13 protein-coding genes are annotated in these 17,617 nt (G+C 76.1%); 9 read left to right on the top strand and 4 right to left on the bottom strand.

The genetic code is table 11. The features are described 5' to 3' along the window. Positions 1–212: 212 nt before the first annotated feature. From ABZY13_RS31025 to ABZY13_RS31015, 3 genes are all read right to left on the bottom strand, one after another. On the bottom strand, positions 213–1,730 hold the full coding sequence (locus ABZY13_RS31025; protein WP_356636656.1) for an FAD-dependent monooxygenase: 1,518 nt from the start codon (positions 1,728–1,730) through the stop codon (positions 213–215). A 153-nt stretch (positions 1,731–1,883) separates the two neighbouring features. Further along, positions 1,884–3,299, bottom strand: coding sequence for a 3-carboxy-cis,cis-muconate cycloisomerase (gene pcaB, locus ABZY13_RS31020; protein WP_356636676.1), 1,416 nt, complete (start codon positions 3,297–3,299; stop codon positions 1,884–1,886). A gap of 680 nt (positions 3,300–3,979) precedes the next feature. Beyond that, positions 3,980–5,941 carry an FAD/NAD(P)-binding protein gene (locus tag ABZY13_RS31015; protein ID WP_356636674.1) on the bottom strand — a complete coding sequence of 654 codons (1,962 nt, stop codon included), beginning with the start codon at positions 5,939–5,941 and terminating at the stop codon, positions 3,980–3,982. A gap of 708 nt (positions 5,942–6,649) precedes the next feature. On the opposite strand from ABZY13_RS31015, the gene ABZY13_RS31010 reads away from it, so the two are divergent. From ABZY13_RS31010 to ABZY13_RS30970, 9 genes are all read left to right on the top strand, one after another. Beyond that, positions 6,650–7,189, top strand: a complete 540-nt coding sequence (locus tag ABZY13_RS31010; RefSeq protein ID WP_356636654.1) for a hypothetical protein — start codon at positions 6,650–6,652, stop codon at positions 7,187–7,189. After that, positions 7,186–7,371 (top strand): hypothetical protein, encoded by a 186-nt coding sequence (locus ABZY13_RS31005; protein WP_356636652.1) that lies wholly within the window; start codon positions 7,186–7,188, stop codon positions 7,369–7,371. Before ABZY13_RS31010 ends, ABZY13_RS31005 begins: the two co-directional genes overlap by 4 nt. Before the next feature lie 1,169 nt (positions 7,372–8,540). Next, positions 8,541–9,551, top strand: a complete 1,011-nt coding sequence (gene mvk / locus ABZY13_RS31000) for a mevalonate kinase (protein WP_356636650.1) — start codon at positions 8,541–8,543, stop codon at positions 9,549–9,551. 1 nt (position 9,552) lies between these two features. After that, complete coding sequence (gene mvaD / locus ABZY13_RS30995; protein ID WP_356636648.1) at positions 9,553–10,791, top strand: diphosphomevalonate decarboxylase; 1,239 nt, start codon at positions 9,553–9,555, stop codon at positions 10,789–10,791. Continuing rightward, on the top strand, positions 10,784–11,914 hold the full coding sequence (locus tag ABZY13_RS30990; protein WP_356636646.1) for a phosphomevalonate kinase: 1,131 nt from the start codon (positions 10,784–10,786) through the stop codon (positions 11,912–11,914). Before mvaD ends, ABZY13_RS30990 begins: the two co-directional genes overlap by 8 nt. After that, positions 11,911–13,086 (top strand): type 2 isopentenyl-diphosphate Delta-isomerase, encoded by a 1,176-nt coding sequence (fni, locus tag ABZY13_RS30985; protein ID WP_356636644.1) that lies wholly within the window; start codon positions 11,911–11,913, stop codon positions 13,084–13,086. Before ABZY13_RS30990 ends, fni begins: the two co-directional genes overlap by 4 nt. Continuing rightward, positions 13,083–14,144, top strand: coding sequence for a hydroxymethylglutaryl-CoA reductase (locus tag ABZY13_RS30980; protein WP_356636642.1), 1,062 nt, complete (start codon positions 13,083–13,085; stop codon positions 14,142–14,144). The genes fni and ABZY13_RS30980 overlap by 4 nt, the downstream gene beginning before the upstream one ends. Positions 14,145–14,149: 5 nt before the next feature. After that, entirely contained in the window at positions 14,150–15,325 is a 1,176-nt protein-coding gene (locus tag ABZY13_RS30975; protein ID WP_356636640.1) for a hydroxymethylglutaryl-CoA synthase, read from the top strand. A gap of 551 nt (positions 15,326–15,876) precedes the next feature. Beyond that, positions 15,877–16,854, top strand: a complete 978-nt coding sequence (locus tag ABZY13_RS30970; protein ID WP_356636638.1) for a ketoacyl-ACP synthase III — start codon at positions 15,877–15,879, stop codon at positions 16,852–16,854. A 107-nt stretch (positions 16,855–16,961) separates the two neighbouring features. On the opposite strand, the gene ABZY13_RS30965 is transcribed toward ABZY13_RS30970, so the two are convergent. Then, the gene (locus ABZY13_RS30965) at positions 16,962–17,111 is read right to left on the bottom strand and encodes a hypothetical protein (protein WP_356636636.1); all 150 of its coding nucleotides are present in this window, start codon (positions 17,109–17,111) and stop codon (positions 16,962–16,964) included. Positions 17,112–17,617: the final 506 nt, after the last annotated feature.

Here is a 17,617-nt window from a genome sequence, read left to right as displayed (position 1 = left end):
TTGCGAGTTCCGGGGTTGCATTTCGGCCTCCCTCGCGTGTAAGGGGGCTGGTTTTCCAGCCGTGTTGCCCGGGCGGGGCGCGCGTGTGGTGATCAAGTCCGCTTCGGGGGCGGCCAGTTGATCCATTCTGGTCATGAGTGAAGGGTAGGACCGCGGCCGGTGCGGTGAGCGACCGGGTGGGCTCTCCGGGGCCGGTCGGGGTCGGGTGGGGGTCAGGGGCGGGGGCGGGGGCGGTCGCCGGCCGGGGCGGCGGCGGGCCAGCCGGCCGAGGAGCCGGTGGCGGGGCCGAAGCGGGCGGAGCCGGTGGAGACGCCGGCGGCGGGCCGGGCGCCGCCCGGTGCGGGGGCGGGCCTGCGGCGGGCGCCGGGGCCGTGGGTGGTGCTGGGCGGTTGGGCGCCGGCCGTGCGCGGGCCGGGGCGCAGGCCGGCCAGCAGGGTGCGCGGGTGCAGCGCGGCGGGGGCCCGGTCGGGGGTGTGCAGCCGGGTGAGCAGGAGGGCGGCGGTGTGCGGGTCGCGGGTGGCGGCGGTGTCCAGGCGGGCGGCCCAGCGGCGGGCGGCGCGCTCGCGCGGGCCCGGGGCGGGTGCGGTGCGGGCGGCGGCCCGCCAGGCGGGGGCCAGGCGGTGGGCCAGGGCGCGGCGCAGGCGGTAGGACAGGCCGACGGCGGTGCCGTGGACGGCGAGGAGCTGGTCCAGGACGAGGGCGCAGTCGATGGCGGTGGTCATGCCCTGGCCGTGGGCGCTGTCCAGGCTGAGGCAGGCGTCGCCGACGACGAGGAACTGGTCGGGCCAGCGGCGCAGTTTCTCGTAGTGGCGCCGGCGGCTCGGGGTGTGGCGGCCGGTGCGGACGGGGCCGAGGGGGGTGGCGTGGGCGAGCAGGTCGTGCAGCAGGGGGTGGCGCAGGGCGCCGGCCGCGTGCAGGAATGCGGCGTGGTCGGTGGGCGGCGGGCCGTCACCGGTGCTCACGGTCACCGACCAGCGGCCGCCCTCGACGGGGTGCAGGACGCCCCGGCCCGGGTGGTCGGGCGAGGCGGTGATTAACAGGCTGGTGAAGTCGGCGACATGGCCGATGGGGGGTGCGAAGACGGCGGTGGCGTAGGCGCCGCCGGGGGCGCGGACGGTGGTCTCGCGGGGGCGGTCGTAGCCGAGGTCGGCGAGCCACTGCGGGGCGCGGGAGGCGCTGCCGGTGGCGTCGACGACGAATTCGGCGGATATCAGCCGTCGCGGGCCCCATCCGCCGGGGGCGTTGCGGTCGCGGCGGCGGACCCACACGCCGGTGACGGTGTCGTCGCGGCCGCCCTGGAGGGCGACGGCTTCGTGGCTGTGCAGGAAGTCGACGCGCGGGTCGGCGCGCAGCCGGTCGCGGACGGCGGAGTCGATCAGGTCGCGGCCGGCGCTGAGCACGGCGGGGCCCGCGGTGGTGCGGGGCAGCCAGCCGGCGGGGCCCAGCACGAGCATGTCGGCGGGGCGGACGCGGACGGCTCCGGCGTCGGTCAGGTCGCGGCCGATGCCGGGGAAGAGCTGTTCGAGGCCCTGTTCGGCGGCGGCGGTCAGGATGTGGGTGTGGCGGGCCTGGGGTATGCCGCGGCGGCGGACGACGGCGCCGCGGGGCACCCAGTCGCGTTCGACGACGGTGACCTTGTCCATGAAGTTGGCCAGGGCCCGCGCCGCGGTGAGCCCGGCGATGCCGGAGCCGACGACCACGGCGTGGCCGTGCCCGTCGTGTGCGTCCACTGTGCTGTCCAGCCTCAACTCGCCTGCCCCCCGGGTGGGTTGTGGTTTCATCATGCGGTGCGCGGGCGGGGGTGCAACAGGTTCCGGCCGCCGGGGGGCGGGGTCTTGAGCGGTCGTTGAGGCGGTTGCGAGGGGAACTCGAGCGGCCGGGGGTCACGGCGCCTGTCCCCCGCCCGGGACGGGCCGGGGCCGCTGCGGGGCGAGCGCACGGTCGACCAGGGGGCCGGCGGCGCCGGTGGAGGCGGCCGGGTCGAGCAGGGCGGCCGCCCCGGCACGGTCGAGGACGCCGGCGAGGCGGGGGTCGTCGGTCAGGACGTCGGCGAGGGGGCGGCCGGTGGCGGCGGCGCGGCGGGAGGCGTCGGTGAGCAGGTCGCGGGCGGCGGCCCGGCCCAGGCGGGGGGCGAGGTGGGCGGTGAGCTGCTCGGAGAGCAGCCGGCCGCCGGTGGCGTCGAGGTTGGCGCGCATGCGGCGGGGGTGGACGGTCAGGCCGCGGGCGAGTTCGGCGGCGGTGTGCGCGGCGCCGCCGGTCAGGCGCAGGCATTCGCGCAGCGGCTGCCATTCGGCGTGCCAGACGCCGGCGGAGCGTTCGTCTTCGGTGGCCAGGCACTGCGTCAGCACGGCGGCCTGGGCGGGTACCTGGAGGGCGGCGGAGCGGACGAGGGTGGCCAGGACCGGGTTCTGTTTGTGCGGCATCGCCGAGGAGGCGCCGCGTCCGGCGGGGTGGGGTTCGCTCACCTCGCCGATCTCGGTGCGGGCCAGGACCAGCACGTCGGCGGCGATCTTGCCGAGGGCGCCGGCGGTGTGGGCGAGGGCGGCGGCCAGGTCGGCGACGGGGGTGCGCAGGGCGTGCCAGGGCAGGGCGGGCACGGCAAGGCCGGTCTCGGCGGCGAAGGCGGCGGCGAGGTCGTCGACGAGGGCGGCGGGGTGGGTGCCGCGGGGGGCGTAGTGCAGGTAGCCGGCCAGGGTGCCGGCGGCGCCGCCGAGGGAGACCGGCAGTGCGCCGTGCGTCAGGCGCTCCAGGCGTTCGGCCGCCTCCAGGACCAGATGGCGCCATCCGGCGGCCTTGAGGCCGAAGGTGGTGGGCACGGCGTGCAGGGCGAGGGTGCGGCCGGCCATGACGGTGTCGCGGTGGGCCGCGGCCAGGGCGGCCAGGGCGTCCGCGGCGGCGTGCAGGTCGGCGGTGATCAGGCGCAGGGCGCGGTCGGCGACCAGCATGGCGCCGGTGTCCAGGACGTCCTGGCTGGTGGAGCCGCGGTGCACGTACTCGGCGGCCTGCGGGCAGTCGCGGGCCACCTGCGCGGTCAGCGCCCGGACCAGGCCCACGACCGGGTTGGCGGTCTCCCGTGCGGCCAGGGCGAGTTCGCGGACGTCGTACAGGTCGGCGCGGGCCGCCTCGGTGATGGCCGCCGCGGCCTGTTCGGGGACGGTGCCGCAGCGGGCCTGGGCGCGGGCCAGGGCCGCCTCGGCGTCCAGCATCGCCTGCAGCCAGGCCCGGTCCCCGACGGCCGCCTCGACGGGGGTGCCCGCACGGACCGGGGAGAGCAGGCCGGCGTCGAGGTGGGGCGGCAGGGGGGCGGGGGTTGAGGGGGCGGCGGGAGGGGGCGGAGATGCGGCCGGGGCCGGGGCCGGGGTTGTGGCCGGGCCTGCGGGGGGCGGGGCTTCGGCGGGGAGCGCCTCGGGGGCCGGGGTCCCGGAGGCGGAAGTCCCGGTCGGTGAGGCCCCGGGAGCCGGGATCCCGGACGCGGAAGTCGTGGGAGACGGCGCTGCGGTGGCCGGTGGGGTCCCGGGTGGTGCGGCCCCGGTGGCCGGAGTCCCGGGCGGTGCGGCCCCGGGGGCAGAAGGCCCCGGCCGCGAGGCCCCGTAAGCCGGGATCCCGGACACGGAAGTCGTGGGAGACGGCGCTGCGGTGGCCGGTGGGGTCCCGGGTGGTGCGGCCCCGGAGGCCGAAGTCCCGGGCGGTGCGGCCCCGGTGGCCGGAGTCCCGGGTGGTGCGGCCCCGGTGGCCGGAGTCCCGGGCGGTGCGGCCCCGGGGGCAGAAGGCCTCGGCCGCGAGGCTCCGGGAGCCGGGGCCCCGGAGGCCGAAGTCCCGGAAGGCAGCGCCCCGGGGGCCAGCGCCCCGGCGGACGGCGCTTCGGGGGCCGGGTCCTGGGCGGACGGCGCTTCGGAGGCCGGCGCCGGGGCCGGGGCGGCGGAGGGGCCGGGGGTCGGCGCCCCGCGGGGCGGGGCGCCGGGGGGCCGGTGCGGGGTGGTCACGGGGCGGGCTCCCCGTCCGGGGCGGCGGGTGCCTGGGGCAGGGCGAGGACGGCCGCGGCGATGGCGTCGGAGTCCTCCAGGGTGACCGAGCCGACGCCGGGTCGGATGCCGGCGGCGGTGACCCAGTGGACGGACTCGGTTGGGACGCCGTAGGCGAAGCGGCGCGGGTGCGCCCTGCCGTGGGCGTCGACGAGGCGGTAGGGGCGCTCGGTGACGGACAGGCCGCCGGTCTCGTAGTCCGCGTCGTGGCCGGGTCCGGTGCCGGGGACGGTGTGGGGGCGGCACTGGCCGGTGCTGAGCAGGTGGTTCATCAGCGGGTCGGCGGTGCGCCGCAGGTCGGTCTCGGGCAGGCGGGCCTCGATGAGGGCGGTGGCCCGGATGCACACGCCGGGGACCTCCCGGGAGGAGGCGGTGAAGCAGGGGCCGTGCGGGCCGTCGGCGTCGGCGCCGACGCGCAGTCCGGGACCGGTGACGTCCAGGACGCCGGCGTCGATGAGGGCGGCCATCTCCTCGATGCGCGAGGCGGGCGGGCCGATGGACAGGTAGGCGTTGAGGGGGGTGTACCAGCGGTCCAGGTCGCGGCGGTGGGAGGCGGCGGTCAGGCCGGAGTGGTCGACGGCGAGGCGGATCTCGTTGCGCAGGTCGCGCAGGACGTCCAGGGCGGCCTTGACCGGTCCGCTGACGTTGCCCTGGCGGGCCAGGCGCACGTCGTCGTCGAGGTGGGCGCGCAGCCACCGGCGGAAGTCGGCCAGGTCCTCGAAGGTGCGGCTGCCCCAGGGGCGGGAGACGCGCCGCCAGTCCCAGCGGTCGGCGGCCCCGATGCCCACCTCGCCCAGCAGCCGGTCCTCGGCCGGGCCGGGCCGGGCGCGCAGGTAGCGCTTGGTGAACTTCTCGCGTGTGGCGGCGCCTTCGCCGCGCTGGGCGAGCAGGGCCGCGTAGTAGACCGCGGTCACTTCCTTGGCGATCAGCGGCCACAGGTCGGCGCCGAAGTCGATGGCCGTGCCCCTGCGGGCGCGGGCGCGCAGCAGGGCGACGTGGTCGGTCGTCAGCAGGCGCGGGCGGTGGCGGCCGTGGGCGCCCTTCTCGTTCTCGCCGCGCGCCTGGTAGGGCACGCCCCGGCGGGAGCCGGCGTACAGGCGCGGTTCGCGGCCGGAGGGCAGGTAGCGCAGGCGGCCGTCCCCGTCGCGGGTGAAGACGCCGCCGCGGCCGTGGGTGAACAGCGCCATGTAGTCGAAGAAGTTCAGGCCCAGGCCGCGCAGCAGCACGCTCTGCCCGGGCCGGACGGGCGAGAGGTCCACGTCGGCGGGGTTGGCGGGCGGCTGGTAGTGCAGGCCGTGCCGGTCCGCGAAGGCGGCCAGTTCGCGTTCGGCCGGGGCGGGGGCGAGGGGGACGTGGCCCTGGGCCAGTACGACGGCGGACAGGCCGGCGAGGAGCGTGCCGTCCTCCAGGCGGACGGTCTGCGCCCCGCGGCCGGGTCCGGCGGCGGGCGTCTCGTCCAGGGCGACGGCCCGCGACCGGTGCACGCGGACGCGTACGTGCGCGGCGGCGTTGCGCACGATCCGCTCGAACGCCCACGTCAGATAGCAGCCGTACAGGGCGCGGGTGGGGTAGGAGTCGGGGCCCAGCGCGCCGGCCTGGGCGAGGATCTCCTCGCGGGCGTGCGGGCCGGCCTCCAGGCTGCCCACCCGCACGGCCCTGGCCCACTCGTACAGGCTGGGGCCCTCCTCCAGCGGTCCGTCGATGCAGACGCTGGCGTCGGTGTAGACCGTCACCTGGGAGGCGACGGTGTTCATCAGCAGGTGCCGGGACTGGTCGGGGCGCCACACCCGTCCCGCGCCCGGCGGGTCGGGGTCGACGACGTGCACGGTGACGGCGTCCCAGCAGGGGGACTTCCGTTCCTGCGCACAGAGCCGTTCCAGTACGGACAGGCCGCGGGGGCCGGCGCCGACGAGGCACACCTGTAGGTGCGTCGCGGGCCTGCGGGCCGGCCGGGCGCCGTCACGGGCCCTGGGGCCGGCGGGGGGCAGCGGGTCGTGCCGGGGCAGCCGGGCTGCCGTCGCCGGCGGCTGCGCGGTGAGGGGGACGCCTTCTGAGCGTTCGCCTCCGTGCGTACCGTCCACAGTGTCTCCTTCCCGGGGCAACGGTCGGGGCAGGCGCTCAACGGGGGCTCGCTTCCAGGTGGAAGAGGGCTCAAGGAGGGCGGCCGGCGAGGGCAGGCGTCGGAGGGGACGTGCCCGGCGGGCGCGCGGGCCGCGGGGCGTGCGGGCTGCGGGGCGTGCGGGCTGAGCGGGGCCGGGCCGGGACGGGCGCGCGGGCTGTGCCGGGGCTGAGCGGGGCCGGGGGGTGCGGGCTGAGCGGGGCGGGGAGGCGCGGGCCGGGGGCCTGGAACGAGGCTGTATCGGGATTCGAGTGCGCGGTCGGTGTAATTGAACCGCTCGCCGGGACTCGCACGGCCGTTCTCCCCACCCGCCTGGTCGGCCACGGACTGGAGCACACGGACGTCACCTGCCCGACCGGCACGGGAGACCCCTGCGACGCACCGCGCTTACGGGGGCGAGCTGCCTCATGAAGGAGCTTCGATGACGTTTCACCCATGCCCGAGAAGCCATACCCACGAAAGCCGCGCCGCCGCCGGGTCCGTTCTGTGCACTGCCTGCATCAGGCGGGTGGAACGCAGTCTGCGCGCACTGCCCGGCCTGCACCAGGAGTGCCTGCACCAGGCGTCGCCGACGTCCCGGCAGACCAACCCGACCAAGGTGTCGGGCAGCCGCAGGCGCGACCACCTGAACATCTCGGTGCTCGACGCCCGCCACAGCATCCTCGCCCTCCTGGAGTCGTGGTCGGGGATGGTCGTGGACAAGCTCCGCACCACCGCACCGCCGCGCGCGGTGCCCCATCTGGCGCGGTTCCTGACGCTGCACCTGGACTGGCTGGTCACGCAGCCCCCCGCGGTGGACTTCGCGGAGGAGATCGAGGGCCTGGTCGCCGAACTGCGCCAGACCATCGATCCCGACCCCAGCGACCTGCACACCCTGATCCGCAAGTGCGTCGTGGACCAGTGCACGGGAACCATCAGCGTCTCCCCGCGCGGCCAGGGCGCCGGCATCAGCAGCATCCGCTGTTCCGCCGGGCACACCTGGGAGATCCGCGAGTGGCTCGGCCTGAGGGAGCTCATGGAACGGCAGCGAAGGAGCGTCAGCGCATGAGGAAGCCGCCCAGTCACCGGCTCGTCCCCACCAAGGTCGCGGCCCTGGCGGTGGGGGTGTCCGAGGCGACGATCCGCAAGTGGGTCAGCCGCGGCAAGATCACCCGCTACGGCGCGCCGCACTGCCGCTCGGAGTTCGACATCGAGGAACTCACGGAGATAGCCCGCCGGCGCCGGCCCTGAACACTCCCCCGCCCCACCCCGCCCCGCATGCCGCGCATGCGGGGCGGGCAGCATTCCGCGCGCAACGCACGCCCGGGGCGCGCGGGCCGACGGCCGTCCCGGGTACGGCACCCCCGGGCGTGCCCGGGGCGCGGCCCCGGCGTCTGCGGTCCTGCCCTCCCCCGTTTTTCCCCGGGCCTCTCGCGGGCGGCGGTACGGGCGACTCCCCCCCCCCGTGGCGAACGGTGAGGGAGGTCCGCGCCGCGGTGGAGGGCGTCGGGCGGTGAGCACCGCCGTCTGCGGGCGCACCCGCGCACGGGCGGCCGTCCCGCCCCGCGACTGAGCCTTCTCCCCCGGGGGGCGGAGGCCGCAGGGGACGCCCCCGGCGCCGAGGCGCCTCCCGATTCCCGCCGCGGCAGCCGGTGTTGGCGCCCGTGCCGCGAAAGGGGGGCGTCCCGGCGGCCCGGGAGAGACGGCGTCCGCCCGAAGTTCCCGCCCTGCCCGCCGCCCCGCCGCCCGCCGTCCGGCGTCCCTCCGTCCGGCGTCCCCTCCGTCCGGCGTCCGCCGCTGCGCGGGCTGCCGCCCGCCCCCCCGTCGCCTGACGCTGCATCAGTTGCTGACGGCGTATCGGATCCGGGGCGGTTCCGCCGCCCGCTTCCTCTCCGGTGCCGGGTGTCCGCCCGGCGTCCCGTTCCGCCGCGGGCGGCAGGCGCGGCACGGCGGGACGGCGTCAACTCCCCCTTCGCGCACGGGTGTTGCGCCGGTCCGGGCTGCGGCGTGCACGGCGTGCACCCTCCCCGCACCCTCCCCTCCCCGAGTGACGCAGGTCACTTTCAGGGGCGGTTGGCGTGGGCGGGGACCGCGTGTCACTATCTACCCACGTCTACCCTGCCCAAAAGTTGCTGTGCGGCAGTGGTGTGCGTGCCGCAGTCGCCGCTTCGCGTGTCACGGGCCCGGTTCCGTGCGGGGGCGGCGCCGGCTTTCTCCCTCGTCAGGCCGGCCGTGCGCCCCGTGTGTGCGTGCGGCGGCCGCCTTTCCCTCCAGTGGTCCTGCCCGTGACGGGCCGGTGTGCCCGTGCGGGCACGGCGGCGGTGTTCCGGCGCGCTGCTTCGTTCCTCGTCCCGACTCCGGATGATGCGCTCTTTCATGATCATGCCCGCGTGCAGACAAGACATAGGGAGCTGAGTGCGTTGACTTTACCGACCTCGGTGGAGGGGGTGCCGCAGAGCCGTCCCGCCCGTTCCGTCGGCATCGGACGCGCCCACGCCAAGGCCATCCTGCTGGGGGAGCATGCGGTCGTCTACGGCGCCGCTGCGCTGGCCCTGCCGGTTCCGCAGCTGACGGTCACGGCGAGCGCCGGTTTCTCCGCGGGCCCGGGCGACGGCCAGGACGGCCTGTCGTACACGATGACCGGTTCGCCGTCGACGGCGATGGTGACGCAGGCCTCGGACGGTCTGCGCCGGCTGGTGGCGGAGTTCAGGGCGCGCACGGGCGTGGCCGGCGGGCCGCATCTGGACGTGATCCTGGACGGTGCGGTGCCGCCGGGGCGGGGGCTGGGGTCCAGTGCGGCCACCTCGCGGGCGATCGTGCTGGCGCTGGCGGACCTGTTCGGCCGCGAGCTGGGCGAGGACGCGGTGTTCGAGCTGGTGCAGACGGCGGAGAACATGGCGCACGGGCGGGCCAGCGGGGTGGACGCGCGGGCCGTGGGCGCGCGGGGTCCGCTGCTGTTCCGGGCGGGCCGGTGCGAGGAGCTGCGGGTCGGCTGCGCGGACGTGCTGTTCCTGGTCGCCGACAGCGGCACGGCGGGCAGCACGAAGGAGGCGGTGGAGCGGCTGCGCGGGCGGTTCGCCGCCCGTGCGGGCGCGCGGGAGGAGTTCGTGGCGCGGGCCTCGCAGCTGACGGAGGCGGCGCGCAGCGCGCTGGCCGAGGGCCGTGCGGAGGACCTGGGAGTGCAGCTGACGGAGTATCACGGTCTGCTGCGGGACGGGGACTTGAGCACCGGGCGGATCGAGGCGCTGGTCGCGGCCGCGCTGGGGGCGGGCGCCCTGGGGGCGAAGATCACCGGGGGCGGGCTGGGGGGCTGCGTCATCGCGCTGACCCGGCCGGAGCAGGCCCGACAGGTCACACGCCGGCTGCACGAGGCCGGCGCCGAGCAGACGTGGGTCGTACCGCTGAAAGGGCTCGACAATGATGCGCCGTGACATGCAGGCCGCCCGTGAGGCGCCGCAGGACCGTGAGGTGCCGCAGGACCGGGGCGTGCCGCAGGGCCGTGCGGGGGCGGGGCGGGGGCCGGCGGGCAGTGCCGTCGCCGTCGCGCACCCGAACATCGCTCTGATCAAGTACTGGGGCAAGCGGGACGAGAAGCTGATGCTGCCCGTCACCGACAGCCTGTCGATGACGCTGGACGTCTTTCCCACCACCACCCGGGTGCGGCTGGAGCCCGGGGCACGGCAGGACGTGACCGTGTTCAACGGGACGCCGGCCGAGGGGGAGGCGCAGCGGCGGATCGCCGCGTTCCTGGACCTGGTGCGCGAGCGGGCCGGGCGCAGTGAGCGGGCGGTGGTCCACACCCGCAACACCGTTCCCACGGGGGCCGGGCTGGCGTCCTCGGCCAGCGGGTTCGCGGCGCTGGCGCTGGCCGCGGCGGCGGCCTACGGGCTGGAGCTGGACGCGCGGGGGCTGTCCCGGCTGGCGCGGCGCGGGTCGGGGTCGGCGTCGCGGTCGGTGTTCGGCGGCTTCGCCGTCTGGCACGCGGGCCCCGGCGCCGGCACGGACGCGGAGGCGGACCTGGGCTCGTACGCGGAGCCGGTGCCGACCGGGGACCTGGATCCGGCGCTGGTCGTGGCGGTGGTGGACGCCGGTCCCAAGGCCGTCTCCAGCCGGGAGGCGATGCGGCGCACCGTGGCGACCTCGCCGCTGTACGGGCCGTGGGCGGCTTCCAGCGCGGACGATCTGACGGTGATGCGGTCGGCGCTGCTGCGCGGTGATCTGGAGGCGGTGGGCGAGGTCGCCGAGCGCAACGCGCTGGGCATGCACGCCACGATGCTGGCGGCGCGTCCGGCGGTGCGGTATCTGTCACCGGCGTCGGTGACGGTGCTGGACCGGGTGGTGCAGCTGCGGCGGGAGGGCGTGGCGGCGTACGCGACGATGGACGCCGGCCCGAACGTGAAGGTGCTGTGCCGGCGGGCGGACGCCGAGCGGGTGGCCGGCGCGGTGCGCGCGGTGCTGCCGGCGGGTTCGGTGCTGGTGGCGGGCCCGGGGCCGGCCGCCCGCCTCCTCGACGAGACCGGTGAGACCGGTGAGACCGGTGAGACCGGTGAGAGGGGCGGAACCGGCGCGTCCGGCGGCGGGGTCCACGGCTCCGGCGGGGCTGACGGCTCCGGCCGGGCGGGCGTGCCGGCCGGGTCGGGTGGGCTGGGGGTGGCGGGCGGTGGTGTCTGAGCGCACGGTGGTGCGCCGGGCGCCGGGCAAGCTGTTCGTGGCCGGCGAGTACGCGGTGGTGGAGCCGGGCGGTGCGGCCGTGCTGGTGGCGGTGGACCGGCAGGTGACCGTGAGCGTCGCCGCGCCCGGCGCGCACTGGACGCGGCGCTGCGGTCCGGGCGCGGTGGTGGTGCGTTCCGATCTGCTGCCGGCCCCGGTGGGCTGGCGCCGGCGGGACGGCCGGCTGGCGGTGTGCGGCGCCGACGCGGCGGCGGGCGCGGGGCTGTCCCATGTGGTGGCGGCCGTCGAGGTGGTGTGCGCCCTGCTGGCCGAGCGGGGCGGGGCGGCGCCGGCGCTGGAGGTGTCGGTCACCAGCCGGCTGCACGAGGACGGCCGCAAGTTCGGGCTGGGCTCCAGCGGCGCGGTGACGGTGGCGACGGTGGCGGCGGTGGCCGCGTTCTGCGGGCTGCAGACCACGGCCGAGGAGCGGTTCCGGCTGGCGATGATCGCCGGTGCGGGCCTGGACGCGAAGGGCTCGGGCGGTGATCTGGCCGCCAGTACGTGGGGCGGCTGGATCCTGTACCGGTCGCCGGACCGGGCGTTCGTGGCGGACCTGGCCCGGCGCCGGGGGGTGCAGGCGGCGCTGCGCGAGCCGTGGCCGCATCTGCTGGTACGGCCGCTGCCCGCGCCGGCGGGGCTGTCGCTGCAGGTGGGCTGGACCGGCCGGCCCGCCTCCACCGCGGCCCTGGTCGCCGATCTGCACCGCCGGCCCTGGCGGGGCACGCCCGCGCACCGCCGGTTCACCGAGGCCAGCGGTGCGCTGGTGCAGGCGGCGGCCACGGCGCTCGAGGAGGGCGACGCGGCGGGGCTGCTGACGCAGATCCGGCTGGCCCGGCGGGAGTTGGCCCGCCTGGACGGCGAGGTGGGTCTGGGGATCTTCACGCCCGCGCTGACGGCGCTGTGCGACGCCGCCGAGGCCTTCGGCGGGGCGGGCAAGCCCTCGGGCGCCGGGGGCGGCGACTGCGGCATCGCCCTCATGGAGGCGGCCGCCGCGCGGGACATCTCAGAGCTCAGGCAACGGTGGGAGACGGCCGGGGTGCTGCCCCTGCCGGTGGGTCCCGCCCTGGAAGGGATCGAGAAATGATCGCTCAACGCAAGGACGACCATGTCCGGCTCGCCGTGGAACAGCAGCGCGGGCACAGCGGACACAACCAGTTCGACGAGGTGTCGTTCGTCCACCACGCCCTGGCCGGCATCGACCGGCCGCAGGTGTCCCTGGCCACCGGGTTCGCCGGGGTGTCCTGGACGGCGCCGCTCTACATCAACGCGATGACCGGGGGCAGCGTCAACACGGGCCTGATCAACCGGGACCTGGCCACCGCCGCCCGCGAGACCGGCGTGCCGATCGCGTCGGGCTCGATGAGCGCCTACTTCAAGGACCCCTCCTGCGCGGAGACGTTCAGCGTGCTGCGCACCCACAACCCCGGCGGGTTCGTGATGGCGAACATCAACGCCACCGCGTCCGTGGACAACGCCCGCCGCGCCGTCGACCTGCTGCAGGCCGACGCGCTGCAGATCCACCTCAACACCGTGCAGGAGACGGTGATGCCCGAGGGGGACCGCTCCTTCGGGTCGTGGCCGGGACAGATCGAGAAGATCGCGGCCGCGGTGGACGTGCCCGTGATCGTCAAGGAGGTCGGCAACGGGCTGAGCCGGCAGAGCGTGCTGCTGCTGGGCGAGCTGGGCGTGGCGGCGGCGGACCTGGGCGGGCGGGGCGGCACGGACTTCGCCCGCATCGAGAACGGCCGGCGCGCCCTGGGCGACTACGCCTACCTGCACGACTGGGGCCAGTCCACCGCCGCCTGCCTCCTGGACGCCCAGGACGCGGGACTTCCCGTCCTGGCCTCCGGCGGGGTGCGCCACCCGCTGGACGTGGCCCGCGCGCTGGCGCTGGGCGCCTCGGCCGTCGGCGCCTCCGGCGGGTTCCTGCGGACCCTGCTGGACGGCGGCGTCGAGGCGCTGGTCGGGCAGCTGAAGACATGGCTGGACCAGCTGGCCGCGCTGCAGACGATGCTCGGCGCGCCGACACCGGCCGCGCTGACCGGCTGCGACGTGCTCATCGAGGGCTCGCTGCGCGCCTTTTGCGCCGACCGCGGCATCGACACCGCCCGCCTGGCCCGCCGCACCACCACCACCGCCGCCGCCGCGGGCGCGGCCGGCACGACCATGAACCCGGCCGCGCACACGGCCACGACCGCGGGGGCCGGCGCCGAAACGGGCGCGGGTGCCGCCGAGACGACGGGAAGCACACGATGACCGACACGCACGCGGTGGCCGGGGTCCCGATGAGGTGGGTGGGGCCCCTTCGTATTTCCGGCAACGTCGCCGTCACCGAGACGCAGGTGCCGCTGGCCACCTACGAGTCGCCGCTGTGGCCGTCGGTGGGCCGCGGGGCGAAGGTGTCCATGCTCGCCGAGAAGGGCATCGTGGCCACCCTGGTCGACGAGCGGATGACCCGCTCGGTGCTGGTGGAGGCGGCCGACGCCCACACCGCCCACCTGGCCGCGCAGGCCATCCACGCCCGCACGGAGGAACTGCAGGAAGTGGTGCGCGGCTGCAGCCGCTTCGCCCGCCTGATCGGCATCCGCCACGAGATCACCGCCAACCTGCTGTTCGTGCGGTTCGAGTTCTCCACCGGCGACGCCTCCGGCCACAACATGGCCACCCTCGCCTCGGACGCGCTGCTGGGGCACCTGCTGCGCACCGTGCCCGGCATCTCCTACGGCTCCATCTCCGGCAACTACTGCACCGACAAGAAGGCCACCGCGATCAACGGGATCCTCGGCCGCGGCAAGAACGTCGTCACCGAGCTGCTCGTGCCGCGCGAGGTGGTCACCGGCGTCCTGCACACCACCGCCGCGAAGATCGCCGAGCTGAACCTGCGCAAGAACCTCCTGGGCACCCTGCTGGCCGGCGGGATCCGCTCGGCCAACGCCCACTTCGCCAACATGCTCCTGGGCTTCTACCTGGCCACCGGTCAGGACGCCGCCAACATCGTCGAGGGCTCCCAGGGCGTGACCATGGCCGAGGACCGCGACGGCGACCTGTACTTCTCCTGCACCCTGCCCAACCTGATCGTGGGCACGGTGGGCAACGGCAAGGGACTGGGCTTCGTGGAGACGAACCTGGCCCGCCTCGGCTGCCGGGCCGAGGCCGAACCCGGCCACAACGCGCGCCGCCTGGCCGTCATCGCCGCCGCGACCGTGCTGTGCGGCGAGCTGTCCCTGCTGGCGGCGCAGACCAACCCCGGCGAACTGATGCGCGCGCACGTGAAGTTGGAACGCGACCACACGACAGCGAAGGTTGGTGTCTGACGACCATGCCCAACGATCCGGCCATCGGAATCCACGACCTGTCCCTGGCGACGACCGAGTTCGCCCTGACGCACGAGGCACTCGCCGCGTACAACGGCACCGAGATCGGCAAGTACCACGTGGGCATCGGCCAGCGGTCGATGAGCGTGCCCGCCGCCGACGAGGACATCGTCACCATGGCCGCCGCCGCGGCCGCCCCGGTCGTCGCCAGGCACGGCACGGACCGCATCCGCACGGTCGTCTTCGCCACCGAGTCCTCCATCGACCAGGCCAAGGCGGCCGGGATCTACGTGCACTCCCTGCTCGGGCTGTCCTCGGCCTGCCGCGTGGTGGAGCTCAAGCAGGCCTGCTACGGCGCCACCGCCGCCCTGCAGTTCGCCATCGGCCTGGTCCGCCGCGACCCCTCCCAGCAGGTCCTCGTCATCGCCAGCGACGTGTCCAAGTACGAACTGGACAGCCCCGGCGAGGCCACCCAGGGCGCCGCCGCGGTCGCCATGCTGGTCGGCGCCGATCCCGCCCTGGTGCGCATCGAGGAGCCCTCGGGCGTGTTCACCGCCGACGTCATGGACTTCTGGCGGCCCAACTACCGCGAGGCCGCCCTCGTCGACGGGCAGGAGTCCATCACCGCCTACCTGCAGGCCCTGGAAGGCGCCTGGAAGGACTACGGCGAACAGGGCGGCCGCCCGCTGCAGGACTTCGCCGCCTTCTGCTACCACCAGCCCTTCACCAAGATGGCCTACAAGGCCCACCGCCACCTGCTCAACTACTGCGGGCAGGAGACCGACAAGGACGCCGTCGAGGCCGCCGTCGGGCTGACCACCGCCTACAACAACGTCATCGGCAACAGCTACACCGCCTCCGTCTACCTGGGCCTGGCCGCCCTGCTCGACCAGGCCGGCGACCTGACCGGCCGGCCGGTGGGCTTCCTCAGCTACGGCTCCGGCAGCGTCGCGGAGTTCTTCGCCGGCACCGTCGCCGACGGCTACCGCGAACACCTGCGCACCGACGCCCACCGCGAGGCCATCGCCCGCCGCAAGGACGTCGACTACGCCGGCTACCGCGCCCTGCACGAACGGTCCTTCCCCGCCGACGGCGGCGACCACCCCACCCCCGCCCAGACCACCGGCCCCTTCCGCCTGGCCGGACTCAGCGGCCACAAGCGCCTGTACGAAACCCGCTGACCCCCGCCCCTCCCCCACCCCAGCCCCCTCACCCCCTCTTTTCACCTCTCCCCTCCGCCCCTCTCACCCCCTTCTTTCCGGCCGCCCGCCGTCCCGCCACCGTCCCGCCGACGTCCCGCCGTCGTCCCGCCCGGCGGGACCGGCACAGGCACCGCCCCGCCACACCCGGCACACCGTGGCACACCCGGCACCGCCCATTCCCGGCCCCCCACCCCCGCCCCGCCGCCCCGCCCGCAGTCCCGCGGCGCGGACGCAGGGGAGCGGGCTCAAGGGCTCAAGGGCTCAAGGGCTCGAGGGCTCAAGGGCTCAAGGGCTCAAGGGCTCGAGGGCTCGACGGCCCGGTGCTCGGCCGCAGACCGGCTCCCGGCCTGCCGGGCCCGGCAGGCCGGGAGCCGGGGGCCGAGGTCGGGGGCGGGGGCGGGGGCGGGGGCCGGGCAAAAGGGAGAGACCCCGCAGGGCCGGGGAGGGCGGGGCGGGGCCGCGCGCACGGCCGGCCCCCGGACGCACAGCGATTCCCCACACCACACACAGCCCACAGGGAGGGCCACCGCATGAGCGACGTCAGGATCCTCGGCACCGGCGCCTACGTGCCGGACCGGGTCGTCTCCAACGACGAGGCGGGTGCGGCAGCCGGAGTCGACGACGCCTGGATCACCCTCAAGACCGCGATCCGCGAACGCCGCTGGGCCGCCGAGGACCAGGCCACCTCCGACCTGGCCGCCGCCGCGGCCCGCGCCGCGCTCGACTCGGCCGGCGTCACCGCCGACCAGCTGTCCGTCATCGTGGTCGCCACCTCCACCCCCGACCGCCCCCAGCCCCCCACCGCCGCCTACGTCCAGCACCTCATCGGCGCCACCGGAGCCGCCGCCTTCGACATCAACGCCGTCTGCTCCGGCACCGTCTTCGCCCTGTCCGCGGCCGAGGACGTCCTGCACCGCACCGGCGGCCACGCCCTGGTCATCGGCGCGGACCTCTACTCACGCATCCTCAACCCCGCCGACCGCCGCACCGTCGTCCTCTTCGGCGACGGCGCCGGCGCCCTGGTCCTGGGCCCCGCCGACACGGGCCCGCGCATCCGCCACGTCGCCCTGCACTCCTTCGGCGACCTCTCCCACCTCATCGAGGTCCCCGCCGGCGGCAGCCGCCGCCCCCTGGACGCGGCCGGCCTCGACGCCGGACTGCAGTACTTCGCGATGAACGGTCGCGGCGTGCGCCGCTTCGTCGAGGAGAACCTGCCGCGCCTGGCCAAACAGTTCCTCCACGAAGCCGGCGTCGTCCCCGACGACATCCGCCACTTCGTCCCCCACCAGGCCAACGGCGTCCTGCTCGACACCGTCTTCGCCGACCTGGCCCTGCCCCACGCCACCATGCACTGGACCCTGACCCACTACGCCAACACCGGAGCCGCCTCCGTCCCCATCACCCTGGACTCCGCCGCCCGCACCGGCGCCCTGCGCCCCGGCGACCTCGTCCTGGCCGCCGGCTTCGGCGGCGGCATGGCCGCCGGATTCGCCCTCATCGAATGGTGACCCCCCCCCCGCCCCCCGGACCCGGAAACGGGAACGAGGGGCGGGAACCAGGGAACGGGAAACAGCAGGACCGGGAACCAGAGAGCGGGGCGGGGCCCCGGGGGACGTCAGTCGATGCCCCGCACCAGATGCGGTTCCCAGGTGTCGTCCTCGTCGACCCCGGCCAGCATGAGCGGCGGAACCCCCCGCAGGAAGCGCCCCGCAGCCTCCCGCACCTCCCCCGATCCCCGGCCGTCCTCTTCCTCGGTGCCGTACATGCCATCCTCCTGCCCGGCCGGGCCAGAAGTGACCCGTGCCACACACCCACCCTGCAGACCCGCGGAAGAAAACCACTCGAACCGTGATGGGACCGGCATAGAGGACCACCCCAGCCCCAGCCCGGACGGGCCCTCGCCCCTCCGCCCCGCCCGCGGTCCCTTTTCCCGCACGGGGCCACGGGCCACGGGTGCGGCGCGGCGCGGCCGATGGCCTCGACGCCCCTGACCCCTCAGATGCCTTCCGGCGCGCCTGACGGGCCGGGGCTCGCGGAGGGGGCGGAGTCCGCAGGACAAGGGCCTGCGGGCCCGGAGCCCGCGAAGCCGTGGCCTGCAGGGCCGAGGTCTGCCGGACCGAGGTCTGCGGGCCCGGAGCCTGCCGGACCGCGGCCTGCCGGACCGAGATCTACGGACCCGGAGCCTGCCGGACCGCGGCCTGCCGGACCGAGATCTACGGACCCGGAGCCTGCCGGACCGCGGCCTGCCGGACCGAGATCTACGGACCCGGT

This window comes from Streptomyces sp. NPDC006610 (assembly GCF_040611575.1).
GTDB lineage: Bacteria > Actinomycetota > Actinomycetes > Streptomycetales > Streptomycetaceae > Streptomyces.
The sequence above is the reverse complement of the archived record's forward strand: the minus strand, read 5'-3'. Positions and strand labels throughout refer to the sequence as shown.

Coding starts and splice junctions, on each gene's coding strand:
- ABZY13_RS31005 (WP_356636652.1), top strand. CDS start 7,186: ATGAGGAAGCCGCCCAGTCACCGGCTCGTCCCCACCAAGGTCGCGGCC.
- fni (WP_356636644.1), top strand. CDS start 11,911: ATGATCGCTCAACGCAAGGACGACCATGTCCGGCTCGCCGTGGAACAG.
- ABZY13_RS30975 (WP_356636640.1), top strand. CDS start 14,150: ATGCCCAACGATCCGGCCATCGGAATCCACGACCTGTCCCTGGCGACG.
- ABZY13_RS30970 (WP_356636638.1), top strand. CDS start 15,877: ATGAGCGACGTCAGGATCCTCGGCACCGGCGCCTACGTGCCGGACCGG.
- ABZY13_RS30980 (WP_356636642.1), top strand. CDS start 13,083: ATGACCGACACGCACGCGGTGGCCGGGGTCCCGATGAGGTGGGTGGGG.
- ABZY13_RS30965 (WP_356636636.1), bottom strand. CDS start 17,111: ATGTACGGCACCGAGGAAGAGGACGGCCGGGGATCGGGGGAGGTGCGG.
- mvaD (WP_356636648.1), top strand. CDS start 9,553: ATGCAGGCCGCCCGTGAGGCGCCGCAGGACCGTGAGGTGCCGCAGGAC.